Raw genomic sequence first — 24,073 nt, forward strand, 5'->3', positions numbered from 1 at the left:
ATGATTACGGATAAAGATCAGGAGGTTCCCATGCGTTACGCCCTTTTGCTTGCAGCGTTGCTCTCTTCGGCGGTTTTCGCCCGAATCGATTCGTCGGTCAAAGTTCCGGCTCCTCTGCATGAACTCGCCGTTTTCGGCAATCATGCCGCCCATCCGGTCCAGAAGATGAAAGTGCGCCAGCAGCTTCAACGGCTTGCGCCCCTGAGCTGCGAAGAGGTGAAAACCAAACTCTCGGCACAAGGTTTTCGGATCGAGCAGATCGCTCTGCGCGACGTTGCCTCGAATCTGCTGTACGTCGGATGGGGATACGACACTAACGAGAAAGCGGTCAAAGTGTTCGTTGATCCGGCGACCGGCACGGTCGTCCACCGTGAAGAGCGCTCATGATACTTCGGAGTTTTTGGACCGCCGCTTTATTGGCGATTCCCGCGACGCTGGGTGCGATGACGTTTAACGAACTCAGTCGTATCGCTTACGAACGCTCTCTTGAACAAAGCGCGGCGCAGGGGCAACAAGAAGCGCTTCAGCATGAAAAAAGCGCGTACGGTGCATTCGAACCGCTTTATCTGGAAGGGGCCACACGCCGCATCCGTGCCGACGATCCCAGCGGGAATGGGAACGAGTATTCGATGATGGTGGGCATGACCGCAAAAAATCCGTGGGTCAAAGAGGCCAAAAATGCCGAGTTCGATGCCGCCATCCGCAGAGTGCAAGGGGATTCTGAGCTTCGCAAGACCCTGATACAAAGCCGTCTCAAGCACGAGTACCTTTTGGCGGAACTGGCCCGGGAAGAGGCGGAAATCTACCGCCGAAAACAGGAATCGGCCGAACAAGGGTATGCGATCGCGCGGAAAAAACACGAAGCGGGGAGAATATCGCAGATGGAGCTTGTCCGGTTTGAGACCGAGCTCGGCGTCGCCCGCAAAGAGGCATCCGAAGCGCTGATCGCCTACCGCACGCACCAGGATACGCTCCGCGAAATGACCCATATTGATACCGAAATCCGTGTTGACGATCTGTCGTTTCGGTTCGTCGATGCCGGGACTTGGGAAGAAACGATCAAACGCTCGGCGGTGCTGGAGCAGTTTTCACTTGCCGAAAAAGAACTCTCCTCGCAGATCGAAACGCTTCGCCGTTCGACGGTCGAAACGGTCGGCTTCGGTGTGGGAATGACCCGCGAACCGACGCAGCACAGCGTCGATATGCGCGTGAGCATCCCTTTGTCGTTCGGAGCGAAAAACGAGCGCCGTATTGCGGCACTGATGGCGATGCGCAGCGCGGCGGCGGCTCAAAAGGAACTGACCGCCCGAAAACTTTCCATTGCGGCGGAACAGTCGTTCCGAAAGCTCGGAGAGTTACAACGCCTGATCGGGGAGGCTTTGGCGATGCAAAAACGGCATGAAGCCCTTTATGTAATGGCGGCTAGAGGGTTCGAAGGGGGCGTGGTCGGACAATTCGAATACCTGGAGACGAAAAACCGTTTTTACGCTGCTCAGGCCGAAACGCTTCGGCTCAAACGCGATTATCTGGACGAGATCGCCAAAACGGAAGAAAAAGTCGGGAGAATATGGGAATGAAAATTTTAGTGATGGCGCTTTTGTGCAGCGTTGCGGCTTTCGGGACGATCAAAATGAGTGACGCTCAGATCAAAAAACTGGGGATCAGGGCTCAAAAGGTGCAGTCGGTTCAGAGCGACACGATGGGCCCTTTCATCGGGACGTTCGATTATGCCGACGAACGCTCGTCGGTCTATACCCTCAGCAGCGAAGCGACGGTGGCCGGGGTCGTCAAAAAACCCGGGGACGCGGTCAAAGCGGGAGAGATTGTGTGCACAATCGCTTCATCCGAACTTCTCGCGGCCAGTTACGAACTCACCGACGTGCGGCAGCGTCTGAAAATCGCCCGCGAATACGCCAAAAAAGACGAAGCGCTGTTCCGGGAGGGGGTCTTATCGTTGCGTGAAGCCCAAAGAAGCGCCCTGGAGGTATCGAGCCTTAAAGCCAAAGAGGCCGAAGTATCCGGCCGTTTCCGGTATGCGGGAGCCGACAGTCGCCCAAGTGAGGGGATGACGTTTGCCATTCGGGCGAAGAGAACGGGCGTTATCTCCGAAGGGCCCGTCATGGGGGGAGAAAAAATTGCCGCGTTCGTTCCGTATCTGAAACTCTCGGATCCGTCGGTACTCAACGCGCTCATCATGGTTCCCCCAAAGCAGCTCGCTTTTATCCGAAAAGGGGCAGCGGTGAACGACAAAAACGGAAAACGGATCGGGACGATTACCTCGGTTTCGGTTTCGGTCAACCGTATGAACAATTCGGGTGCGGCCGTCGCGCGGATCACGAACCCCGATCCCTCTTTCCGTGCGGGTACGTCGGCGGAGATGTATATTGCGGCGGTTGAAAAAAGCCGCTGGGTGCTTCTGCCTCGCTCGTCGCTGACCAAATACAAAAACCGCGACATCTGTTTTGTCCGGGTTCAAGGGGGATTTGCCCCCAAAACGGTCGAAGTGCGCAAATACTTCAAAGATCACGTCGCGGTAAGCGGCGAGGGGTTCACCCCCGCAACGCAGGTGGTCAGCAGCGGAACCATTTCGCTCAAAGGCGCGCTCGGCGGAATGGGATTTGAGTAATGCTGAACGCCCTCATCGAATTTTCGCTTAAACAGCGGCTGATCGTCATCCTCCTCTCCCTGGCCCTGTTCGGGTACGGGGTCTATTCGTTTCTCAAAATCCCCATTGACGCGTTCCCGGACATCTCATCGACCCAGGTCAAAATTATCATGAAAGCGCCCGGAATGACCCCCGAAGAGGTTGAAAACCGGGTAGTTAAACCTCTCGAAGCGGAATTGCTCGGGCTGGAAAACCAAAAACTCCTCAAGAGCACTTCCAAGTATGCGATCGCCGACATCACGATCGATTTTAACGACGGTACCGACATTTACCGCGCCCGTGCGCAGGTGGCCGAGAAACTCTCTGCCCTGCTCCCCGATCTTCCCAAAGGGGTAAGCGGCGGGATGGCCCCCATCACGACGCCGCTGGGGGAAGCGTTCATGTTCACCGTGGAGGGGAACATCACCCAGTCGCAGAAACGGGAGTTGCTCGATTTCGTCATCCGTCCCGCACTGCGCGGGGCCAAAGGGGTGGCCGACGTGAACTCCCTGGGCGGCGAAGCCCGGGCAATCGTCGTTCAACCCGATTTTCAGGCGATGCGCAACCTTGGGATCACCCTCAGCGCCCTCGAAGAGACCCTCTCGAACAACCTCAAAAACGACGGGGCGGGGCGCGTGGACGCTTATGAGGAGAGTTATCTCGTCAAAGTGCAAAGCGGGGTCCGGGAACCTGCCGAAATCGCCAATATCACGATCCATTCGCACAACGGGCCGATCCGGATCGGCGATTTTTGTGCGGTCGAGGAGGGGGCCCGGACCCGGCTTGGTTACGTTACCAAAGACGGAATCGGCGAAGCGACCGAGGGGTTGGTGTTGACGCTCAAGGGGGCGAACGCCCAGGAGACGGTCACGCAGATCAAACAGCGCCTCGAAGCGCTCAAGCCCCAGCTCCCGGAGGGGATCGAAATCGTACCGTTTTATGACCGCAGCGAGCTGATCGAAAAAGCGGTTTCGACCGTCTCGAAGGCACTGGTCGAAGCGATCGTTCTGGTCATAGTGTTGCTGATGCTCTTTTTGGGTGATATGCGGGCGGCGATCGCAGTGAGCGTCATATTGCCCTTTTCCCTCGCGATCGCTTTTGTAATGATGAAATATTTCGGTCTCAGCGCCAATCTGATGAGCCTGGGCGGGTTGGCCATCGCCATCGGGATGCTCGTTGATTCGGCGGTCGTCGTGGTCGAAAACGCTTTCGCCAAACTGGGGGAAGGGGAATCGTCGCTGCCGAAACTGCACCAGGTTTACCGTGCGACCAAAGAGGTTTCCGCCGCCGTTTTCAGCGGTATTTTGATCATCGCGGTCGTTTTTCTGCCGCTTCTGACGCTCGAAGGACTGGAGGGGAAACTGTTCGCCCCGGTTGCGATGACGATCGTTTTCGCACTCTTCGGATCGCTGCTCCTCTCCCTCACGCTGATTCCGGTGGTGTGTTCGCTCGTCCTGAAAAGCACCCCCCATGAAGAGACCCGTTTGGGCCGTTTTTTCAACCGTCTCTACGCTCCGCTGCTCGATTTTTCCCTGAATCGCAGCCGGACGCTTTTTACCGGAGCGGTAGCCTTTTTGGTGGTAAGCTTCAGCTTGTTTTTGTTCGTCGGGAAAAGCTTCATGCCCACCCTGGACGAGGGGGACATTATCCTGGGGGTCGAAACACCCCCTTCTATTTCGCTCGAAAAATCCAAGGAGCTCAACCTCCAGATCCAAAAAGCGATTCTCCGGCACGTTCCCGAAGTCAAAAGTATCGTCGCGCGGACCGGTTCGGACGAGCTTGGGCTTGACCCGATGGGGTTGAACCAGACCGACACGTTTATCACCCTCAAGCCCCAGGACGAGTGGGAAGCCGAATCGAAAGAGGAGATCAAAGAGAAGATTCAGGCCGCTCTGGTCGATTTTCCGGGGATCAGCTTCGGGTTTACCCAGCCGATCGAAATGCGTGTTTCGGAGATGCTCACGGGGACCCGAGGAGACCTCGCGGTCAAGATTTACGGCAACGACATCCAAGAGCTTAACCGCCTCAGCGAGGAGATCGCCGATACCCTTTCGGGGATGAACGGGGCAACGGAGGTGTTTACGACGCTGAACGAGGGGGTCAACTACCTCACGCTCAAACCAAACCGGATCGAATCGGCCAAAACGGGAGTCGATTCTGCCGAGCTTGGACTGTTTTTGAAAGTCGCGCTGGAGGGGGTCAGTGTCGATGAATTGCCGATCGGAAATGCCAGGATTCCGGTCATCATGCGGATGAATCCCGAAATCGCTTCGGACATGGAACGCTTCAAGGCCCTGGAACTTCCCATGGCGGAAGGGTTTGCGGTTCCGATTGCGAGTATTGCCGATATCCAGACGAGTGAAGGGGCGCTCAAAGTCGACCGCGAAAACGGCGAACGTTTCAGTACCGTCCGTTCCAACGTCGAGGGGCGCGATTTGGTCGGTTTTGTGGAGGAAGCGAAAGAGAAAATTTCCCAAAACGTCCGTCTCCCCGAAGGATACCGGATCGTTTACGGCGGCCAGTTCGAGAATCAGCAGCGGGCGGCGGCCAAACTGATGATGGTCATCCCGCTGTCGATCGCGGTCATTTTCCTGATCCTCTTTTTCACGTTCCGCTCGGTGCCGGTTACCCTGCTGATTTTGCTGAACATCCCGTTCGCGGTTACCGGAGGGGTGATTTCGCTGTTCGTTTCGGGCGAATACCTCTCCGTTCCCGCCTCGGTCGGATTCATCGCCTTGTTCGGGATCGCCGTCCTCAACGGGGTTGTCATGGTGAGTTATTTCAACGCCCTGCTCAAAGGGGGATGCGGTATCGAGGATGCGGTACGTATCGGTGCGATGCGGCGTCTGCGCCCCGTATTGATGACCGCATTTATCGCGGCGCTGGGGCTGTTGCCGCTGCTGTTCGCCACAGGGGTGGGCAGTGAGGTACAAAAACCGCTGGCTATCGTCGTTTTGGGAGGATTGGTCACATCGACCGTCCTGACGCTACTGATCCTGCCGCCGGCATTCAGACTCCTCTATGAAAGGACGCACCGATGAACCTCAAAGGGCTGGACATCTATTTCGAACTGGAATCCAAAGACGTGCTGGTTGATTTTTTACTCTCCAAAGGGTATGATGATTTTTATTTTTTCCCCTGCAGCCGCTATTCGGCCGGGGCATTGCTGATCAATGCCCAAGAACAGGTGAGCGCACGTCGCGAATACGGGCTGTTTCGTCTTTTTCTCCATGCGGACGCGGCGCAGACGCTCGCGGATGACATCAAAAGCTCGCTGAAAAACAAGAGCATCAAAATCTTCGTTCGCGAGTGTGAGGAACTGTAACCATGCGTATATTGATCGCCGACGACGAAAAAGAGCTGTTGGAGCTGCTGAAAATGTCGTTGGAAAGCGAGTGGATCGTCGATATCGCCTCGAGCGTCGACGAAGCGAAAGGGTATCTTGATGCGTTTCATTACGCCGTTGCGGTTTTCGACCGGACGTTCGAGGGGGCTGATCGGGTCAAAGAACTGATTTCGTATGCGAAATCGGGTCATGCGGGGACGGCGGTTCTCGTACTCAGCGCTTTGGGCGGAGTTGACGACAAAGTCGAAGGGTTCGGATACGGCGCCGACGATTACCTTGAAAAACCGTTCGACATCAAAGAACTCCGTGCGCGCATTGCTGCCCTTTCCCGCCGTTTCGCGGTTCGGAAGCTGACCATCGAGGGGATCGAGATAGACCCTGACGCCGAAACGCTCAAACGCGAGGGCGAAGCGGTCGTTCTGAGCAAAAACGAGCAGGCCCTTTTCTTTTACCTCCTCTCCAAAGCGCCGCAGGTGGTATCGCGCGAAGAGATCCTCGACGCGCTCTACGACAACCCTCAAAACATCACCTCCAACGCCGTCGACGAACTCGTGGCGCGGATCCGCAAAAAACTCGATCCCAAAGTGATCAAAACGGTCAAAACGAGAGGATTCGTCATTGAACACGGCCTTTAATACCCTAAAGTTTAAAATCGCCTTTTTGTTTTCGCTGCTGATCGCGATCGCCTTTGCCGTGAACTGGCAGGTCGCGGCGCGGACGATCCACAGCGAAAAAATCGAAGACCTCGAACAGGTGCTCAACCATCTGCTCATCGAGAGCCGGGACGAATACCTGATCGTCCCCCCCACGCCGCAGAGCGACCTGCGTTTTCTCCACGCGATCCCGCACAACGTCCTGATCTTGAAAGATTCCGAAGCCAGCCACGTCCGTTTCCGTGTGGCTGCCGCCCCTTATGCCCCTGAGGATACCGAAGTGAGCGCTTCCGTGGCACTTTCCAACGGGATGTTTCTCAGCGTTATCAGCGACCACGACAAGATCGATGCGGCGGTGGCGAGATACGGCGCGAAACTGGCGGCCCGCTATCTCGTCTCGCTGCTGTTGATCCTCTCGGTCGGTTATCTGTTGCTGGAGCGTTACATGAAACCCCTCGCACTGCTCGCGGAGCGGGCGCGCGGCTGGAAAAGCGGCGATTCGTTCGAACTTCCCCTCGATAATCCTCCCCGGGAAATCGATGAGCTTTCCCGTGCGTTTTCCACACTCGTCCATCGTCTCGAAACCTTTCGTATCAAGGAAAAAGTCCTTTTCAAAGAGATGGCCCACGAACTCAAAACGCCCATCGCCCTCATGCGCGCGCGGCTGGATGTTTTCGAAGGGAGCGAACGGATTTCAAAAGAGAAGATCGTCTCCGAGCTGGGAGGGGATATCGAGCGGCTGATGTCCGAGCTTAAAAACGTTCTGTTTTTTGAAAGTACCGATTTCGAAGACTCCTCGCCGTTTACAATCGATGAGGTCCTCTCCGAAGTAATCGCCAAAGTCGACATCCTGACCCGGCGACGGCATCTTGCGATCCGCATAGAAGGGCAGGGCTTTGACCTGCACGCCCCCCGCAAACTGTTCGTCAAGCTGATGACCGCCCTGATCGAAAACGCCCTGACCTACGCCAAAGAGGGGAGTACGATCATAGTCGCGCTCGACCCCGAAAGCAGGAGCATCGCCCTGACGAACGAAAAAGGGGGCGAAAAATACCTCTTCAGCTCCCGCATAGGTCAGAAAATGCTCGACCGTATCGCTCGCGAGATCGGGATTGAATACCGGATCGAAGAAGACGTAGAACGCTATCGTATCCGCCTTTTTATCCGTTAACCGACTGTTAGCCGTCGATTAGCTCTCCATTGTCCGGAGGCTGTTTAGAATACCTCTTTTTAAAAGAGGAGCAATCTTTTGTTTTCCAGAACGTACAGTAGCAGGGCCGTGATTGTCGGGGTATCACTGTGGTGGGTCATCGCGGCCAATTTTTCCTTTTTCCGGCATGTTGTGGAAGTTTATCCGCTTACCCGGGCCTCGGCGTTGGAGCTGTTTTCGGTCGCTTTGGTGCTCTTTGCAAGCAGCGTACTCATATTGACGCTGTTGACAAACCGCTGGGTATTCAAACCGTTGGTTATTCTCATGTTGATGGTTACCGCGGCGGTCGCTTATTTTATGGACACATACGACATCGTTGTGGACAGTCACATGATCACCAATGTGCTTCAGACGAACGCCAGCGAATCGGCCGATTTGCTGAGCGTGAAGCTGGCCCTCTATCTGGTGTTGTTGGGAGTGCTCCCGTCGTGGATCGTCTATCGCCTCGACGTCATCTACCCGTCGTTTCGGAAACAGGCACTCGAAGACGTCAAAACGCTTGGAATCGTATTGGGCGTGGTGATTGTATGCCTACTTGCATTCAGTCCGTTTTACACCTCGTTTTTTCGCGAGCATAAACCGCTCCGTTTTTATGCGAACCCCTCGTATTACCTCTATTCGGTCGGTAAATACGTTTCCAAATCATTTTCACACGATTATACGGGGTTGAAAATCGTCGGAGAAGATGCGAAAATACCCGCGAGCGACAAAGATCGCGAGCTGGTGATCCTCGTCGTCGGGGAGGCGGCCCGTTGGGACCATTTTTCCCTGAATGGCTACAAACGCGAAACGAATCCGCTGTTAAAAAAAGAGGAGATCATCAACTTCTCCAATTTCAGTGCGTGCGGTACCGAAACGGCGGTTTCGGTGCCGTGCATGTTTTCCTCGCTGACCCGGGAGAATTACGAGGGGGGGCGTGCCGAACATACCGAGAACGTTCTGGACGTTTTGTCCCATGCGGGGGTTAACGTTCTGTGGCGGGACAATAACTCTGATTCCAAAGGGGTTGCCCTTAGGGCGCAGTATGAGGATTTCAAATCCCCCGACAAGAACCCCCTCTGCGATGTCGAATGCCGTGACGAGGGAATGCTTTCCGGGCTGCAAGCGTATATCGATGCCCATCCCAAAGGGGATATCGTCATCGTTTTGCACCAGATGGGAAACCACGGTCCGGCCTACTACAAGCGCTATCCGAAATCCTTCGAGAAGTTTACCCCGGTCTGTAAAAGCAACCAGCTTGAACAGTGTACACCACAGGAGATTACCAATGCCTACGACAACGCTATTTTGTACACTGACTATTTCCTTTCGCGCGTCATTGCGTTTCTCAAACAAAACGATGAAAAATTTGAAACGGCGATGTTTTACGTGAGCGATCATGGTGAATCGCTCGGAGAAAAAGGATTATACCTTCACGGCTTTCCGTACGCGATCGCCCCTGAAGCACAGACACACGTTCCGGCCCTGATGTGGTTTGGAAAGAATTTTGCGATCGATAGGGCGACGCTGCGAAAAAAAGCGCAGCAATCCTATTCCCACGATTCGTATTTCCATACGGTTCTTAATTTTACCGAAATCGACAGTAAGGTCTACAACCCTGAATTGGATATTTTGTATGGCGTCCACTAAAAACATCTTGCTCACCGCAACGCTTCTTGTATGGGTCATCCTCTTTTTCGGATGGAATCCCTCCGTCGATGTGTGGGTCCAGAACCACTTTTACGATCCGCTGAATCATCGATGGCTGATTGTGGAGGGGGAACGGCCTTGGCTCGATTTTATTCTGTACGACGGTATAAAAAAGCTTTTGATCGTTATCTATTCGGCGCTTTTGCTGGTTGTCCTTTTTGGATACAGAAAAAACTGGGTCCAGCGTTACCGCAGGGCGATCATCATTCTGGTACTCTCAGGTATCCTCGTTCCCTCGGTCGTGGTGGGATTGAAAACGCTGACGAATGTCCCCTGTCCTCGTGACTGGCAGATGTATGGCGGCGAATATCCGCATGTCGGGGTACTGGATTCCTATCCTGAAAACTTTTGTCGGGAACACCGTATCCGATGTTGGCCTGCCGGTCATGCCAGTTTCGGCTTTTCGCTGTTGGCACTGGTTTTTGCCTTTAGACGCAAACGGGCCAAGATTCTTGCACTGATCGGCACAATGGGGATAGCATGGAGCATGGGAATTTATAAAATTCTCAAGGGCGACCATTTTCTCAGCCATACGATAATCGCGATGATTATGGGATGGCTGATTATCCTTCTTATCGTCCGTTTGATCGATCTCCTGCAGCGTGGCAGGCGTGTTCAATGAAATTGAACGTTTTACCCAATTAATTTGATTTGACCCGTCCCATCGTTCCCCGATACAATAAGTCCTACTTATTTTAGGAGAATACCCGGATGAAAACGATCCTTGCCTTATCGGTTTCGGCGCTTTTGCTATGTGCCGGAGCCCACGCCGCAGAACACCATCAGCCCCATTGGGACTACGACGCCCACGGGCCCGCGCACTGGTGCGACTTCAGCGCAATCTGCAAAGACGGAAAAGCCCAGTCCCCGATCGACATCAAAACCTCCGAGACCGTTTCGATCGCCCCGTCGCACGTCATCAAACTCAACGAAAACGTCCAGGCTTCAAGCCAGATCGTCGATAACGGCCACGCCATCCAGGTCAATGTCGAAAACGGCGGGAAAATAACCGTCGAGGGGGTCGATTATCAGCTGGTGCAGTTCCATTTCCACGGCAAAAGCGAAGAAAAAATCGACGGCAAACAGTATGATCTCGTTGCCCACATGGTACACAAAAGCGCGTTCGGGAACCTTCTTGTCGTCGGCGTCTTGTTCGAAGAGGCTAAAGAGCGCAACGCGATCCTCGACGCCGTGATCAAAGGGGTCGGAACCAAAACCGTCCTCAACCCTGCCGCGCTTCTGCCAAAAGAGAGCGGCCGCTATTTTCATTACATGGGTTCGCTCACGACCCCTCCGTGCAGCGAGAACGTCCGCTGGTACGTGATGAAAGAGATCCAGAGCGCCACACCCGATCAGATCGCGGCAATGCGTAAATTCTACGACCACAACTACCGCCCGGTTCAGCCGCTCAACGGCCGTGTCGTCGAATCGAAATAGGTTTTGCTATAATCTCACCCAAAAAGCGGGTTGAGATTGAAACTTTTATTCCTCCTCATCCAAAGCGTCTGGCTTGCCGCCGCGACGCTTCACCTGAGTGCCTCGTCCAATCCCGCACGTCTCAATCCCCTCATCGCCACCGATTCGGCCAGTTCGTCCATCGCCGGATTTTTGTTTAATTCGCTCGTGAAATACGATGAAAGCGGGACAAAAATCGTCGGCGACCTCGCCGAATCGTACCGTTTCATCACCCCGACGCTGATCGAGTTCAAGCTCCGACGCGGCGTGCTATGGCACGACGGAGCGCCCTTTAGCGCCCGCGACGTCGCTTTTACCTACGAACTGATCCGCTCCCCCAAAGTGATCACCCCCTACGCCAGTGATTTCCGGATCGTCAAATCGGTGCGGATAATGGATGAATACACCCTGCGCGTCGCTTATGAAAAACCCTATTTTAAAGCATTAGAGATATGGATGATGGGGATCGTCCCGCGTCATATCCTCGAAAAAGAGGGTGACGTTATGGGGAGCCGCTTCAACACGGCTCCCGTCGGAACGGGTCCTTACGTACTCAAAAAACTGGAGTTCTCCAAGCAGATCGTTCTGGAGGCCAATCCCCGCTATTTCGAACATCCGCCCAAAATCGGGAAAATCGTTTTTCACGTCATTGCCGATCCGATGACCCGCTTTTTGATGCTCAAATCAAACCGGATCGACGTCAGCTCTCTTGAACCCATGCAGTACGAACGCCAGTTGGACGGGGCGTTTCATAAACGTTTCAAAACGCTGGAACTCCCTTCCCACAGCTACACTTACCTTGGGTTCAACCTGCGGCTCAAAAAATTTCAGGACCCCCGTGTCCGCGAGGCCCTCTCGCTTGCCATCGACCGCAAAGCGCTGATCGACCTGCTCTTCCTGGGGCACGGCAAAATCTGTACCGGGCCGTTTCTCCCCGGAAGCAAAGGCTATAATGCGAAGGTAAAAGCCCCGAAGCGGGATCTGGCCCGCGCCAGGGCACTGCTCAAAGCGGCGGGATATGATGAGAAAAATCCCCTTTCGTTCGAAATCGCCACCTCCAATTCCAACATGATCCGCCCCTACGCCGCCGAGATCATGCAGCGGCAGCTTGCCGAGGTCGGGGTTCGGGTGAGTTTGCGGGTGATGGAATGGCAGGCTTTTTTGAATACCGTCGTCGCCCCCCGGAAGTTCGATACGGTGCTACTGGGATGGGCCCTGTCGCTCACCCCCGATCCCTACGCGCTGTGGCACAGCGACAGTGACGTTCCGGGGGGATTTAACCTCGTGGGGTACCGTTCGTCCAAGACCGACCGGCTGATCGAGGAGATGGAGGGATCGGTCGACCCCGAAAAGATCGCCGCGCTGCAACGGCGTATTTATGAGCGTATCGCGCACGACAACCCTTATCTTTTTTTGGTGGTGCCCAATGACATCAATGTCTACAGCCGCTCGATTCGCGGCATCAAACCCACCATTAACGGGATCTGGGAAGATTACATCGACTGGGAGAAACAGTGAACACTACGATACTTTTTGATCTTGACGGAACCCTGATCGATTCGACCGAGGCGATCGTCGAGAGCTTCCGCCATTCCCTGGCGTGCCACGGAGACGTCGGGGAAGTTTCCGAATCGCACATCACCTCCCAGATCGGCCACACACTCGAGACGATGTTCGCCGCGGTCGGGGTACCCGATGGGCGGATCGCGGCGCATGTCGAAACCTACAAACTCCATTACCGCGAGATTTCCCGTTTCAAAACATTCCTGCTTCCGGGGGCAAAAGAGGCGATCGAAGAGGCTGCGGCGTTTGCGCGGCTGGGGATCGTCACGACGAAAACGGGGCTTTATTCGCGGGAATTGATGGAGCATTTCGGGGTCATGGAATATTTCGAGGTGCTGATCGGGCGCGAACACGTCGAGAACCCAAAGCCCCATCCCGAACCGATTTACAAGGCGCTCGAAGCGATGAAGCGTCCAAGGAACACCGCATGGATGATCGGCGATACCCGGCTCGATATCGAAGCCTCTGCCCGGGCCGGCATCGGATGCGTCGCCGTGACAAGCGGATACGATAACGCAGAACAATTACTAACATTAACGGATATTATACAACCTGATGCCCTCGAAGCGGTCCGTTTTATCGCTGCACGGGGCTGAAAGTAACACTTTTCCTTTCCGCGTTTCCCTCCCATAAAGTGAAAAGCTACATTTAAGAGCAACTTTCATAAAATACACGCATTGATAAAAATCAACTTAAAACTTAAGTCATGAGGGAGAATTCATGCTAGAGATTCGATGGCACAGTCGAGCCGGACAGGGTGCCGTAACGGGCGCAAAAGGTTTGGCCGACGTTGTATCCACCACCGGTAAGCATGTTCAGGCATTCGCGTTCTACGGTTCAGCCAAGCGCGGAGCGGCGATGACGGCCTACAACCGTGTCGACGACAAAGTGATTTTGAACCATGAGAAATACATGAGACCTGACTATGTTTTGGTCATCGACCCCGCTCTGGTTTATGTCGCGGACATTACGGCGAACGAAAAAGAGGATACGATCTATATCGTTACGACGCACATGAGTACCGAAGAACTGATCGCTTCCCAGCCGAAATTGGAAGGGAAAAAAGTTTATACCGTCGACTGCATCAAAATCGCCCAGGAGACTATCGGACGCGCGATCCCCAACACGCCGATGCTGGGCGCTTTGATGAAAGTATCGGGAATGTACGACATCGAGTTTTTCAAAGAGAGCATGGTCAAAGTTCTCAAAAAACTCCCTCAAAAAATTATCGACGCCAATATGATCGCGATCCAACGCGCGTATGATGAAGTGAAATAAGGAGCACATGATGGAAAAAAAAGGATGGGATGGATTCGAAATCGGTGCCATGCTCCGATCGTTTGACGGGGCGACACGCGATATCGCGACGACGCTTCCCGAAAATCGCCCTTATTCACAGTCGAACTCGTTTACCGCGAGCGTTGCGGACTGGCGCATCGAGAAACCTTTGTTCAACAAAGACTACTGCATCGACTGCCAGTTTTGCTGGGTTTACTGCCCGGACATGTCGATCATCTCGCGCGACAAAAAAATGGTCGGTGTTGATTACGACCACTGTAAAGGGTGCGGTATCTGTGTGGAAGTCTGTCCGACGAATCCGAAATCGCTCTTGATGTTCCCCGAACAAAAAGACGAAGACGCAGCACTTGCCGAATGGCCTCAAAAAGATAAAAACGCTAAAGCAGAAGAACCAAAGGAAGACTAATGGCTGATACAATGGAACTACGCGACATTGAAGTCTGGGACGGTAATATGGCCGCGAGCCAAGCGCTCCGCCAGGTACAGGTAGACGTCGTTGCGGCTTACCCGATTACCCCGTCGACTCCGATCGTTGAAAACTACGGAAATTTTACGGCAAACGGCTATGTAGACGGCGAGTTCGTCATGGTTGAATCCGAGCACGCGGCGATGTCCGGCTGTATCGGTGCGGCTGCGGCCGGCGGACGTGTCGCTACGGCGACCTCTTCTCAAGGGTTTGCCCTGATGGTCGAAACGCTTTACTCGGCATCGGGGATGCGTCTGCCGATCATCCTCAACGTTGTCAACCGTGCCCTGGGCGCACCGCTCAACGTTAACGGCGACCACTCGGACATGTATCTCGGACGCGACAGTGGATGGATCCAGCTTGATGCCTACAACCCGCAAAACGCGTATGACCTGAACTTCATCGCGTTCAAAGTGGCCGAAGACCACGACGTGCGTCTTCCGGCGATGGTTCACCAAGACGGATTCATGACGTCGCACACGGCTCAGGGCGTTGCGACCCTGACCGACGAAGCGGCTTATAACTTTGTCGGCGAATTTAAACCGATGAACGACATGCTCGATCTCGACCACCCCGTCACCCACGGGGTACAGACCGAAGAAGACTGGCACTTCGAGCACAAAGCGCGTCAGCAGCATGCCCTGATGACGGCGGTTCTGCCGAAAATCCAGGCGGCGTTTGACGAGTTCGAAAAACTCAGCGGACGCAAATACAACATCGTCGAAACCTACAACATGGAAGACGCCGAACTCGCCGTCGTGTGTATGGGTACGTCGGTCGAAACGGCCGAAGAGGTATCCAACGAACTGCGTGCGAAAGGGATCAAAGCCGGTGTCGTGGGCATCCGCGTGTTCCGTCCTTGGCCTCTCGAGCAGATCGCCGCGGCCCTTAAAGGGGTTAAAGCGGTTGCCGCGCTTGACCGTTCAAGCCCGCACGGCGCGATGGGGACTCTGTACAACGAGCTTGCCGGTACGCTTATCAACAGCGACACCAAAGCGGTACTGACAAACTACATCTACGGTCTGGGTGGACGTGACCTGACCAAAGCCCACCTTGTCGGGATCTTCGAAGATCTCAAAGCAAACATGGACGCAGGCAAGCCGACGACTCCATTGCAACAATACATCGGTCTGCGCGGACCGAAACTCGCGTTTTTCTAAGGAGTAAGCGATGTCAGAAATGAAAAAAATCAAAAACCTCAAAGAGTTTTCGACCTCTGCTGACCGTTTCGAAGGGGCGAACCTCCTTTGTCCGGGGTGCGCCCACTCGATCATCGTGCGCGAAGTCCTCAACGCGACCAACGACGATCTGATCCTTTCGGCATCGACGGGTTGTCTGGAAGTCTGTACGGCGGTTTACCCGTACACTTCATGGGACGCTTCGTGGATCCACATCGGGTTCGAAAACGGTTCAACCGCGGTTGCCGGTGCCGAAGCGATGTACAAAGCGCTGAAGAAAAAAGGGCGCCTGAAACAGCCTGAGCGTACGCCGAAATTCGTTGCTTTCGGCGGCGACGGCGCGACCTACGATATCGGTTTCCAGTGGATTTCAGGCTGTTTCGAGCGCGGACACAACATGATGTACGTTTGTTTGGACAATGAAGTCTACGCCAACACCGGAGGACAGCGCTCCTCTTCTACGCCGATCGGTTCGTCTACGACGACCGCTCCTGCGGGCAGCGTAAGTTACGGCGAAAAAATGAACAAAAAAGATATGCTGGCCATCATGGCGGCGCACGGGGCTCCTTACGTCGCCCAGGTCGCTCCGAACAAATGGAAAGACATGGTCGCTAAAATCCAAAAAGGTTTCGCGGCGGAAGGCCCGGTTTACATCAACGCGATGTCGGCTTGTACGACCGAGTGGAAATTCGCTCCCGAAGATACGATCGCCGTATCGGACCTGGCGACCGATTCACTGGTTTTCCCACTGTACGAAATCATCGACGGTAAAGAACTCAACATTACTTACCGTCCGAAAAACATTATTCCGGTTCGTGACTATCTCGGTGCCCAGGGGCGTTTCAAACACCTCTTCACCAAGCAGTACGAACACATCATCGAAGAGTGGCAGCGCCGCGTCGATGCGCAGTGGGAATACCTCCAGCGCCGTGAAGAAGCCCGCGTCTAAGACGCGCTTCTTCCCTTCCTTTCTTTCTGCATTTGATTCCCCCTTTTTTATTTTTGGAACCTTCTTTGCTTTAAAACGGCAAATACCGTTTATGGAAAGCGCATCATGTATCGTATGACTTACAACCACAAAGGCATCACCGGCTGTTCGGCGCGGGGAATTGCAAAACGCAACACCAAAGAAGAGCTGCTCAAACTGGCCGAAGAGCTCAAAGATTCCATCTGCAACATCGACATTCGCCCGATTGAAAACTACAGCGAAAAGAGACTTCCGCTCGAAGTGTTCGCCAACACGAAAGAGATGCGATGAGCCGCTACTTTCTGGTGATCGATGCGGGGACGGGAAGCATCCGTTCCATTATTTTCGATACCCTGGGCAATCAGATCGCCATCGCTCAGTACGAATGGGACCATGTCGCCGAAGAGGGGGTGAACGGATCGATGGGATTTGATTTCGTCCGCGGCTGGGAACTCGCCAAGCGGTGTATCCGTGAGTCGATCGCCGCGGCACGGATCGAAGCTTCGGCAATCGTTGCGGTTTCGGCTTCGAGCATGCGCGAGGGGATTGTCGTTTACGACGATCAGAAGCGCGAGATTTGGGGAATCGCGAATGTCGACAGCCGGGCGGGATCGGAGGTCGCATTCCTCAAACGTCACGATCCGTTTTTGGAAAAAAGGTGTTACGCAAGCAGCGGGCAGACTTTTGCCCTCTCGGCCGCTCCGCGGCTGTTATGGCTGAAAAACAACCGGCCCTCATTGTACGAGCGTGCCCGCTATTTTACGATGATCAGCGACTGGATATTGTTCAAACTCAGCGGCGAACTCGCTTCGGAACCTTCGAACGCGGGAACCGCCGGGGCCTTTAGCCTGATGCGGCGCGACTGGAACAAAAGCGAGTTCGAGCAGTGCGGTCTCAAAGATCTTTTCGTCCCGATCCGCGAAAGCGGGGAAGTTTTGGGGAAAGTGAGTTCGCAGGCATCACAGGAGACGGGGCTAAGCAGCGAAACGCTCGTCGTCATGGGGGGCGGTGACGTCCAGATCGGAACGGCGGGGCTGGGCGCCTCGAAGCTCGGTGACGCGGTGGTGCTCGGCGGAAGTTTCTGGCAGCAGGTGGTTAATATACCCTCGGATGCTGCGCTTTCGGATACGATGGAGTTGCGCGTCAACCCCCATGTGGTACGCGGGATGTCCCAAGCCGAGGGGATCACCTTTTTTACGGGGCTCGTGATGCGGTGGTTCCGCAACACGTTCGGATGCGGTAAAAGCTACGCCGAACTCGAAGCGCTGGCGTCATCGGTTCCGCCCGGCTCTTATGGTATTGTCCCCATCTTCAGCGACCGGATGAACTATGGAGAGTGGATACACGCCTCGCCCTCGTTTTTGGGTCTTGGGCTCGATGAGAGCAAATACAACGTCGCTTCTATGTTTCGCTCCCTTGAAGAAAACGCGTGCATCGTGAGTGCGATCAACCTTGACAATATCAAGGCTTTCAGCGGCGTTTCGCCGACGTCTCTGACGTTTGCCAGCGGTGCGTCGAACGGAACTTTGTGGTCGCAGATTCTGGCCGACGTGAGCGGGCTTGAGGTACGCGTTCCGGTAGTGAAAGAGGCGACGGCACTTGGGGTCGCGATGGCGGCGGGGATCGGAGCCGGAGTGTACGGCAGCTTTGAAGAGGCTGGAAAGAACATCGTCAAAATCGAACGGGTATACGAGCCGGACACGGCAAACCATGCACGTTACGCACAGATGAAGGAGAGATGGCTCAAAGCCTACGCCAAACAGATGGAGTTGGTTCGCGAGGGGACGCTGGAGCCGATGTGGAAGGCTCCTGGGATATAGCATGCAACCGTGCACGGGCTTTGTGTTGAAGACGGAGTGCCCTTTAGGTGAAACGCACTATAATGATTAAAACCCGTACGCCTTTTCATCGAGCAGGTCGAGCTCTTCGGTGTATTTGTCGTCCACGTACGGCTCGTAGTGCGATTTGTAATAGGCGTAATGCTCGGTGTGCTTGTGCCCTTCGAGCGCTTCCTCGTTTTCCCACGACTCGATAGCAAAAAATTTTCTCGGGTTGACCTGCGACTGGAAGATGTAGTAGAACAGGCAGCCGGGCTCTTTAAGGGATGGGGCGACCATGTCTTCAAGCAGCTTTTTGACCGTTGCGATGTGTTCTTCTTTGGCGATGAACGTCACTTTTTTCGTAATTTTCATAATCTCATTCCTTTTAAATTTTGATTGAATCCGCTTCTGCGCAGCTACACGCCGCCGAACGGGTCAGGCTCACTGGGCGTTTTTCAGTTTGGCCTGCTCCAGTTCCCAATATTCCATCTGAAACATCTGCGCGAGGCTGAGCGATTTCCATCCGCCCAGCTGTTCGGCCGAGAGGATTGCGGTGATCGTGTGCTTGACGATATCGCCGATAATGCGCGACTCTTTTTCGTCTTTGCCCAGCACGACGATGCCCACCCCTTTGATCACGGCGTAACGGGGGGCAAGGTCGAGGCAGATGTGCTCCTGCGAGGCGTTGGCTTCAAAATAGGCTTTATAGTCTTGCGCAAATTTCGAAATCCCCTCGGCGATATCGCCATCGATAATGGCGGGGAAAGGTTTGATCCGGATAACGTGTTCGGGGGTCAATCCTCCCTTTTTGACCAGGGCATCGAGATCTGGGAGGATGCTGAACAATTGGGCACGCGGCGAATCGATCATCAGGGGGAAAAGTTCGCATCCCCGGAGTTTTGCCGCTTCGGCGGCTACGGCGCGGGGGATATCGGGATCGCTTTTCCCCTCGCAGTCGCCGCAGGCGAGGGTGACGCGCTCGGCCAGATGCGTTTCGGCGACGGTGACGATATGGATCATCTTCTCATAGGCGCGCTTGGCATCGTCATCAAACGTAAAGACGCCGTGGTGCATCAGTATGATCCCTGAGAGGGTATTCCAGTCGACGGTTCTGGTGATTTCGTAGATGTGTTTCGCCAGCTCGAACCCGGGCATCACGTAATCGACGATGAGCATGTTTTCGCCGTAGAGCTCTTGTACCAGTGCTTTGCCCTCCGGGGTATTGGTGAGGGTCACGACCGCGTCGGCATGGGTGTGGTCGACGTAGGCAAAGGGGATGATGGCGTGGAGTATCGCTTCGATCGAGGGGTTGGGGGCGCTTTGGTCCGCCATCGCTTCACGCTGCTCTTTGACCATCTGGGTGTCCGAGAGGGTTTCGCGTTCCGCCATTGCGCACAGGGTTCCCAGATCGACCGGGGAAAATCCCGGTTTTTCGATCGTATCGAGATTCCATCCGGACCCTTTGACGTAAAGGGTATCGCCGATTTTCACGGAGGTATTCCCGCCGCCGTGCAGGACGAGATCGCTCTCCTGCCCCAGCAGCCGGGAGGTATAGACCCGCATCGCAAGGGGGTCGTTTCGGTATTGAACGGCGGTAGCGTCGTCGAAAAGGCTTTTCATAGGGTTACACCTTTGGTTTAATCCACGAATTATAGCGATGCAATAGTGAAATATGCTACTATTACCCCCAATAAAGACCGAATTTAAGGATACCTATGCCGCTACTTGACAGTTTTTGCGTTGACCACACCATTATGCCCGCCCCGGCCGTACGCCGTGCCAAAGGGATGAAAACCCCCAAAGGGGACGATATCACCGTTTTTGATCTGCGCTTTTGCCGTCCGAACGAAAAAACCCTCTCGCCCGAGGGGATCCATACGCTCGAACACCTCTTCGCGGGGTTCATGCGCGATCATCTCAATTCGGATAAAACCGAAATCATCGACATCTCTCCGATGGGATGCCGCACCGGGTTTTACATGAGCGTGATCGGTACTCCCAGCGAAGAGGAAGTTGCCGACGCGTGGGAAGCGTCGATGAAAGACATCCTTGAGGTGAAATCCCAAAACGATATTCCCGAGCTCAACATCTACCAGTGCGGGACGTACAAAATGCACTCGCTCGAAGACGCCAAGGCGATCGCCACCGATGTATTGCGCAAAGACATCGACATCATGGACAACGAAGCGCTCAAACTTGATCTCTCCAAGGTAAACGGCTGATGATCCTCCTTTTGCCTCTCAACGGGGACGATACCCAGGAATCGGAGCTGACCGGCATCCTGAACGTCCGATTCTGGGCCACGGTCGAGGTGGAAGAGGGCCGTGTCGTCGAGATCAACTTTTACCCGGACCGCTCCGGGATCGAGACCCCATGCGATGCGGTCATCGTCATGAACAATTACGAGCCCGTGATGGAGTTTCTCGATCAGCAGATGATGGTTCTTGTCGCCCACACGCAACGCACCATCGACGATATCGTCGAAGCGTATCTCTTCCGCGAATTGCACGATTTGTCACTCTAACCCGATCCGTCCATGATCACGTCGCTGCTCCATCCCACCCCCCATACGAAAATCATGCTGGCAACCAGCCATCTGGATACTCTTGGGGAGGAGCTGGACCGTTTCCTCTCTCCCTATGAGGGGCGGATCGACCTTTCGCTTTTTCCCGGGGAACACCAAAGCTTCAGCCTCGCCACCTTTCACAAAACGTTTTCGATCAAAGACTACCGCTCGCCCGCTGGGGGCGTTCCGCGCGATTACGCCGCCGTGATCGTACAGGATGTGCTGCACAATCACGAAACCCCGCAGAAATTTTTGCAGCTTGCGTACCGGACACTCCTGAACGCTTCGGAGATCATCATCGTCCAAAAAAACGGCTCGATGGAGATTGCCGAGGTTGAAGCGCTCCTCGATGAAGCGGAGTTCCGCGCGATCAATGCGATCGGCGGCCTGATTGATGGGCATGAGGTGATTGTGGGGAAAAAGATGCACATGTGGGGTAAAGGGCTATGAAGCGATGGGTGCAAAGCGACGACGGCAGCTATACCGCGTATAGCAGCGAGTACGACGAACACTACCACTCGACCAAGGACGGGGCGCTTAACGAATCGCTCAAAAAACATATCGAGCCCGCTTTTAAGCTGCATGCGCAAAAAGAGCATCTGCGCATCATAGACATCTGTTTCGGGTTGGGATTCAATACGCTTCTGAGCCTCCATTACCGCGATGCCTATTATCCCGATACGACGCTCGAAATCTATTCACCCGAACTTGACGGCGATCTGGTCGCTTCGCTGGTCGATTTTCCCTACCCCGAAATATTTGAACCGTACCGAAACATCATCACCGACATCGCAATGCTCGGCGGTTATGAGGACGAGCGGACGCAGATCACCGTGGAGATCGCAGACGCGAGGGTAGCGATACGGGAACTCTCGGGGGAGTGGGACGTCTGCTACCAGGACGCGTTCAGCCCGCAGACCAATCCGATGCTGTGGACGCGGGAATATTTTGCCGATGTGGCAGGGCTGATGGGGGAGGAGGGGGTCGTGACGACTTATTCGACGGCGCTGGCCACCCGATTGGCTTTACATGAAAACGGATTTCACGTCTATCTCAATACGGGCAAGGGGTATCGTAACGCGACGATCGCTTCACGGCGAGAACTGGCCGGGTACACGAAAGTCGATATGGCACACAAGATTGCCTGCAACCCCGATGCACGGAGCCTTAGCGACGAAAGTCCGGGTCTTTGAAGCGGTAGTGCTCGATCAGGTGGCGGAGGCGGTTCCCGTTGAAGCGCCAGAAGTGCTTGGGATCGAATTCAGGGTGTGATGTCATGCGCTGAAAGAGGGCTTCTTCATCCAACCCCGGCTCATTTCGATCGCACTCGACCATGATCCGCTCGAGCAGCTCCACCGATTCGGGGGTCGTATCGTCGTCGCTGAGGCGTCGGACCGGGAGAAAAGCGTACAGCTTCCAGACGGTGAGGATCACTCCTCCGACGAACGATCCCAGCATAATCCATTCGAGCGGTTTCATGAATATTTCCTTTCTCCCCCGCAAGGGGCAAGCTTTAGCGCCATAGCGGCCAGCGTAGACGAAGGGATTTTATTCCTTCGTCGTTCAAATTAGTATAAAGAATGGATGCGGTCGATGTCGTCCCAGCTCATCCCTTTGGGCTTCGAAGCGCTCAGGATGTGGCGGATGTATCGCGCGAAAACGTCCGTTTCGATGTTGACGCGGGTCCCTTTTTTATAGGTACCGAAGAGCGTTTCGCGCATCGTGATCGGGATGATGGTGAGGCGGAAGGCATCTTCGTATACGTCGTTGACGGTGAGGCTCACCCCGTCGATCGTAATCGAGCCCTTGGGCGGGATCAGCGGGATAAACCCGCTATCGACCTCAATGATCACGTCGTAGCTGTTGCCGTTGTCGGTAATGGAGCTGACGGTACCGATCGTGTCGACGTGCCCCTGGACGATATGCCCCTCGAACCGGTCTCCCATTGCCATTGCCGGTTCGATGTGTACTTGACCTGAGAGTTTTTCGGTCGCGATGTGCTCAAGGGTTTCGGGGGAGAGTTCGACGGTAAAGCCGTCGTTTTCGATGCTGACGACCGAGAGGCAGGTGCCGTTGATTGCAATCGAATCGCCCAGTTTCGGTTTGTGGCGCGCTTTGAGTGCAAGGCGGTTGGCGCTGAAGTTTTTGACACTCGCCATCTCCCGGATCAATCCCGTAAACATGAAACCCCTTCGTTAAAATACTATTTTACCCTCTTCCTGCAAGGAACGGATAATTTGTTTGGCTTTTTCGTGGCCGTTATAGGCCGCTTTGCGGCACCATTCGAGTGCGGCGTCGTGGTCTGCGTCGCACCCGAGCCCCTGATCGTGCATCAATCCGAGGTTGTACTGCGCTTCGGGGAGGTTCATTTGCGCGGCGCGCGAAAAACAGACGAAGGCACGGGCATAATCCTGCGGGACGCCGTGCCCCTCTTTATAAAGGACGCCGAGGTTGTTAAAGGCGTTCGCGTTCCCCCGTTTTGCCCCCTCTTCGTACCAAAAGGCCGCTTCGGAGAAATTCTGGACGCATCCCAGTCCCCGCTCCAGGCTCAGTCCCGCTTCGTATTGCGCCTGGGGAAATCCCAGGATCGCCGAACGCAGGAGCAGTTCGTGCGCTTTGAACTGGTCGTGCGCCACCCCCGCCCCGTCGGCGTACATCAGGGCGAGGTTGTAGATCGCCGCGGGTTCGTCGTGTTCGGCCGCCTGAGAGTAGAGGGCGAACGCTTTGTCGAGCGAGGGTTCGGTCCCCAGCCCTTTTTGGTACATGTATCCCAGCGATGCCACCGCGGTGGGGTTTCCCTCCCGCGCGAGTGCCTCGAACCGCGTCAGCGCGGCTGCGTAATCGCCGTTGTTGAAAGCTTCCAATGCATCGTGAAGCATCGATTCGCTCCTTTGCGTTTTTCGGGATTATAGCGGCGCACCCTTAACGGCGCACCTTCCGGTGGCTCCGCTGTTTTTCCTTAAGGAGGGTTACAACATCTTTGAGCTCCTCTTTTTTCTTGAGCAGCTCGTCGCGGATCATGTGCTCCTCGTCGCCGTCGATTTCGGGATCGTACTCGACGGGTGAGGGGTCGTAGTTTTTCAGCATCTCTTCCAATGTCAGGGGTTTGTCGTTTTTCATGGCAATCGCTCGTCATCAAAAGGTTTTCTTAATTCTAGGCTATTTTTCCTTTGGATTTTATAGGTTTCAACAATCAAGGTTATAATTGCGTTCAAAG

General features: G+C 54.7%; 28 protein-coding genes. 22 read left to right on the forward strand and 6 right to left on the reverse strand.

Going from position 1 to position 24,073, the window contains the following annotated elements; all coding sequences use genetic code 11:
- Positions 1-30 precede the first annotated feature (30 nt).
- From E0765_RS11630 to lsrK, 18 genes are all read left to right on the forward strand, one after another.
- Entirely contained in the window at positions 31-387 is a 357-nt protein-coding gene (locus E0765_RS11630) for a PepSY domain-containing protein (protein WP_165921753.1), read from the forward strand.
- Entirely contained in the window at positions 384-1,577 is a 1,194-nt protein-coding gene (locus E0765_RS11635; RefSeq protein WP_132813397.1) for a TolC family protein, read from the forward strand. The genes E0765_RS11630 and E0765_RS11635 overlap by 4 nt, the downstream gene beginning before the upstream one ends.
- On the forward strand, positions 1,574-2,626 hold the full coding sequence (locus tag E0765_RS11640) for an efflux RND transporter periplasmic adaptor subunit (protein ID WP_165921754.1): 1,053 nt from the start codon (positions 1,574-1,576) through the stop codon (positions 2,624-2,626). The genes E0765_RS11635 and E0765_RS11640 overlap by 4 nt, the downstream gene beginning before the upstream one ends.
- Positions 2,626-5,685, forward strand: a complete 3,060-nt coding sequence (locus E0765_RS11645; protein WP_132813399.1) for an efflux RND transporter permease subunit — start codon at positions 2,626-2,628, stop codon at positions 5,683-5,685. The genes E0765_RS11640 and E0765_RS11645 overlap by 1 nt, the downstream gene beginning before the upstream one ends.
- Positions 5,682-5,969: a DUF3240 family protein gene (locus tag E0765_RS11650; protein ID WP_132813400.1), complete on the forward strand. Its 288-nt coding sequence runs from the start codon at positions 5,682-5,684 to the stop codon at positions 5,967-5,969. The genes E0765_RS11645 and E0765_RS11650 overlap by 4 nt, the downstream gene beginning before the upstream one ends.
- A 2-nt stretch (positions 5,970-5,971) precedes the next feature.
- Positions 5,972-6,625 (forward strand): response regulator transcription factor, encoded by a 654-nt coding sequence (locus tag E0765_RS11655; RefSeq protein ID WP_132813401.1) that lies wholly within the window; start codon positions 5,972-5,974, stop codon positions 6,623-6,625.
- Positions 6,609-7,814 carry a HAMP domain-containing histidine kinase gene (locus E0765_RS11660; protein ID WP_132813402.1) on the forward strand — a complete coding sequence of 402 codons (1,206 nt, stop codon included), beginning with the start codon at positions 6,609-6,611 and terminating at the stop codon, positions 7,812-7,814. The genes E0765_RS11655 and E0765_RS11660 overlap by 17 nt, the downstream gene beginning before the upstream one ends.
- Positions 7,815-7,922: 108 nt before the next feature.
- Positions 7,923-9,482 carry a phosphoethanolamine transferase gene (locus E0765_RS11665; protein ID WP_255417914.1) on the forward strand — a complete coding sequence of 520 codons (1,560 nt, stop codon included), beginning with the start codon at positions 7,923-7,925 and terminating at the stop codon, positions 9,480-9,482.
- A complete protein-coding gene (locus E0765_RS11670) occupies positions 9,469-10,164 on the forward strand; it encodes a phosphatase PAP2 family protein (RefSeq protein WP_132813404.1) in 696 nt (231 codons plus the stop codon). The genes E0765_RS11665 and E0765_RS11670 overlap by 14 nt, the downstream gene beginning before the upstream one ends.
- An 89-nt stretch (positions 10,165-10,253) precedes the next feature.
- A complete protein-coding gene (locus tag E0765_RS11675) occupies positions 10,254-10,979 on the forward strand; it encodes a carbonic anhydrase (protein WP_132813405.1) in 726 nt (241 codons plus the stop codon).
- A 36-nt stretch (positions 10,980-11,015) separates the two neighbouring features.
- Positions 11,016-12,515: a peptide-binding protein gene (locus E0765_RS11680; protein ID WP_132813406.1), complete on the forward strand. Its 1,500-nt coding sequence runs from the start codon at positions 11,016-11,018 to the stop codon at positions 12,513-12,515.
- Positions 12,512-13,156, forward strand: coding sequence for an HAD family hydrolase (locus E0765_RS11685; RefSeq protein WP_132813407.1), 645 nt, complete (start codon positions 12,512-12,514; stop codon positions 13,154-13,156). Before E0765_RS11680 ends, E0765_RS11685 begins: the two co-directional genes overlap by 4 nt.
- 124 nt (positions 13,157-13,280) lie before the next feature.
- Positions 13,281-13,838 carry a pyruvate flavodoxin oxidoreductase subunit gamma gene (locus E0765_RS11690; RefSeq protein WP_132813408.1) on the forward strand — a complete coding sequence of 186 codons (558 nt, stop codon included), beginning with the start codon at positions 13,281-13,283 and terminating at the stop codon, positions 13,836-13,838.
- A 10-nt stretch (positions 13,839-13,848) separates the two neighbouring features.
- Positions 13,849-14,265 carry a 4Fe-4S dicluster-binding protein gene (locus E0765_RS11695; RefSeq protein WP_132813409.1) on the forward strand — a complete coding sequence of 139 codons (417 nt, stop codon included), beginning with the start codon at positions 13,849-13,851 and terminating at the stop codon, positions 14,263-14,265.
- Complete coding sequence (locus E0765_RS11700; RefSeq protein WP_132813410.1) at positions 14,265-15,485, forward strand: 2-oxoacid:ferredoxin oxidoreductase subunit alpha; 1,221 nt, start codon at positions 14,265-14,267, stop codon at positions 15,483-15,485. The genes E0765_RS11695 and E0765_RS11700 overlap by 1 nt, the downstream gene beginning before the upstream one ends.
- Positions 15,486-15,495: 10 nt before the next feature.
- Complete coding sequence (locus tag E0765_RS11705; protein ID WP_132813411.1) at positions 15,496-16,452, forward strand: thiamine pyrophosphate-dependent enzyme; 957 nt, start codon at positions 15,496-15,498, stop codon at positions 16,450-16,452.
- A gap of 105 nt (positions 16,453-16,557) precedes the next feature.
- Positions 16,558-16,761 (forward strand): hypothetical protein, encoded by a 204-nt coding sequence (locus E0765_RS11710; protein WP_132813412.1) that lies wholly within the window; start codon positions 16,558-16,560, stop codon positions 16,759-16,761.
- Entirely contained in the window at positions 16,758-18,290 is a 1,533-nt protein-coding gene (gene lsrK, locus E0765_RS11715) for an autoinducer-2 kinase (protein ID WP_132813413.1), read from the forward strand. Before E0765_RS11710 ends, lsrK begins: the two co-directional genes overlap by 4 nt.
- A 66-nt stretch (positions 18,291-18,356) precedes the next feature.
- Here lsrK and E0765_RS11720 read toward each other — a convergent pair whose 3' ends face one another.
- Together E0765_RS11720 and E0765_RS11725 are read right to left on the reverse strand one after the other, a co-directional pair.
- Positions 18,357-18,662 carry a putative quinol monooxygenase gene (locus E0765_RS11720; RefSeq protein ID WP_132813414.1) on the reverse strand — a complete coding sequence of 102 codons (306 nt, stop codon included), beginning with the start codon at positions 18,660-18,662 and terminating at the stop codon, positions 18,357-18,359.
- A gap of 69 nt (positions 18,663-18,731) precedes the next feature.
- Positions 18,732-19,910, reverse strand: coding sequence for a class II aldolase/adducin family protein (locus tag E0765_RS11725; RefSeq protein WP_132813415.1), 1,179 nt, complete (start codon positions 19,908-19,910; stop codon positions 18,732-18,734).
- Between the two features lie 95 nt (positions 19,911-20,005).
- Here E0765_RS11725 and luxS point away from each other — a divergent pair, with 95 nt between their 5' ends.
- From luxS to E0765_RS11745, 4 genes are read left to right on the forward strand one after another with little or no spacing between them, the layout of a single operon-like run.
- Positions 20,006-20,512: an S-ribosylhomocysteine lyase gene (gene luxS, locus E0765_RS11730; protein ID WP_132813416.1), complete on the forward strand. Its 507-nt coding sequence runs from the start codon at positions 20,006-20,008 to the stop codon at positions 20,510-20,512.
- A complete protein-coding gene (locus tag E0765_RS11735) occupies positions 20,512-20,814 on the forward strand; it encodes a hypothetical protein (RefSeq protein WP_132813417.1) in 303 nt (100 codons plus the stop codon). The genes luxS and E0765_RS11735 overlap by 1 nt, the downstream gene beginning before the upstream one ends.
- A gap of 12 nt (positions 20,815-20,826) precedes the next feature.
- On the forward strand, positions 20,827-21,306 hold the full coding sequence (locus tag E0765_RS11740; RefSeq protein WP_132813418.1) for a hypothetical protein: 480 nt from the start codon (positions 20,827-20,829) through the stop codon (positions 21,304-21,306).
- The gene (locus tag E0765_RS11745) at positions 21,303-22,049 is read left to right on the forward strand and encodes a tRNA (5-methylaminomethyl-2-thiouridine)(34)-methyltransferase MnmD (RefSeq protein ID WP_132813419.1); all 747 of its coding nucleotides are present in this window, start codon (positions 21,303-21,305) and stop codon (positions 22,047-22,049) included. Before E0765_RS11740 ends, E0765_RS11745 begins: the two co-directional genes overlap by 4 nt.
- Here E0765_RS11745 and E0765_RS11750 read toward each other — a convergent pair.
- The 4 genes from E0765_RS11750 to E0765_RS11765 all read right to left on the reverse strand — a co-directional run bounded on the left by E0765_RS11750 (position 22,024) and on the right by E0765_RS11765 (position 23,976).
- Positions 22,024-22,335: a hypothetical protein gene (locus tag E0765_RS11750; protein WP_132813420.1), complete on the reverse strand. Its 312-nt coding sequence runs from the start codon at positions 22,333-22,335 to the stop codon at positions 22,024-22,026. The genes E0765_RS11745 and E0765_RS11750 overlap by 26 nt on opposite strands.
- Positions 22,336-22,424: 89 nt before the next feature.
- Entirely contained in the window at positions 22,425-23,039 is a 615-nt protein-coding gene (locus tag E0765_RS11755; protein ID WP_132813421.1) for a riboflavin synthase, read from the reverse strand.
- A gap of 12 nt (positions 23,040-23,051) precedes the next feature.
- Positions 23,052-23,735, reverse strand: coding sequence for a tetratricopeptide repeat protein (locus tag E0765_RS11760; RefSeq protein ID WP_132813422.1), 684 nt, complete (start codon positions 23,733-23,735; stop codon positions 23,052-23,054).
- Positions 23,736-23,778: 43 nt separating this feature from the next.
- The gene (locus tag E0765_RS11765; protein WP_132813423.1) at positions 23,779-23,976 is read right to left on the reverse strand and encodes a hypothetical protein; all 198 of its coding nucleotides are present in this window, start codon (positions 23,974-23,976) and stop codon (positions 23,779-23,781) included.
- Between the last annotated feature and the right edge of the window lie 97 nt (positions 23,977-24,073).

This window comes from Sulfuricurvum sp. IAE1 (assembly GCF_004347735.1).
Classification (GTDB): domain Bacteria; phylum Campylobacterota; class Campylobacteria; order Campylobacterales; family Sulfurimonadaceae; genus Sulfuricurvum.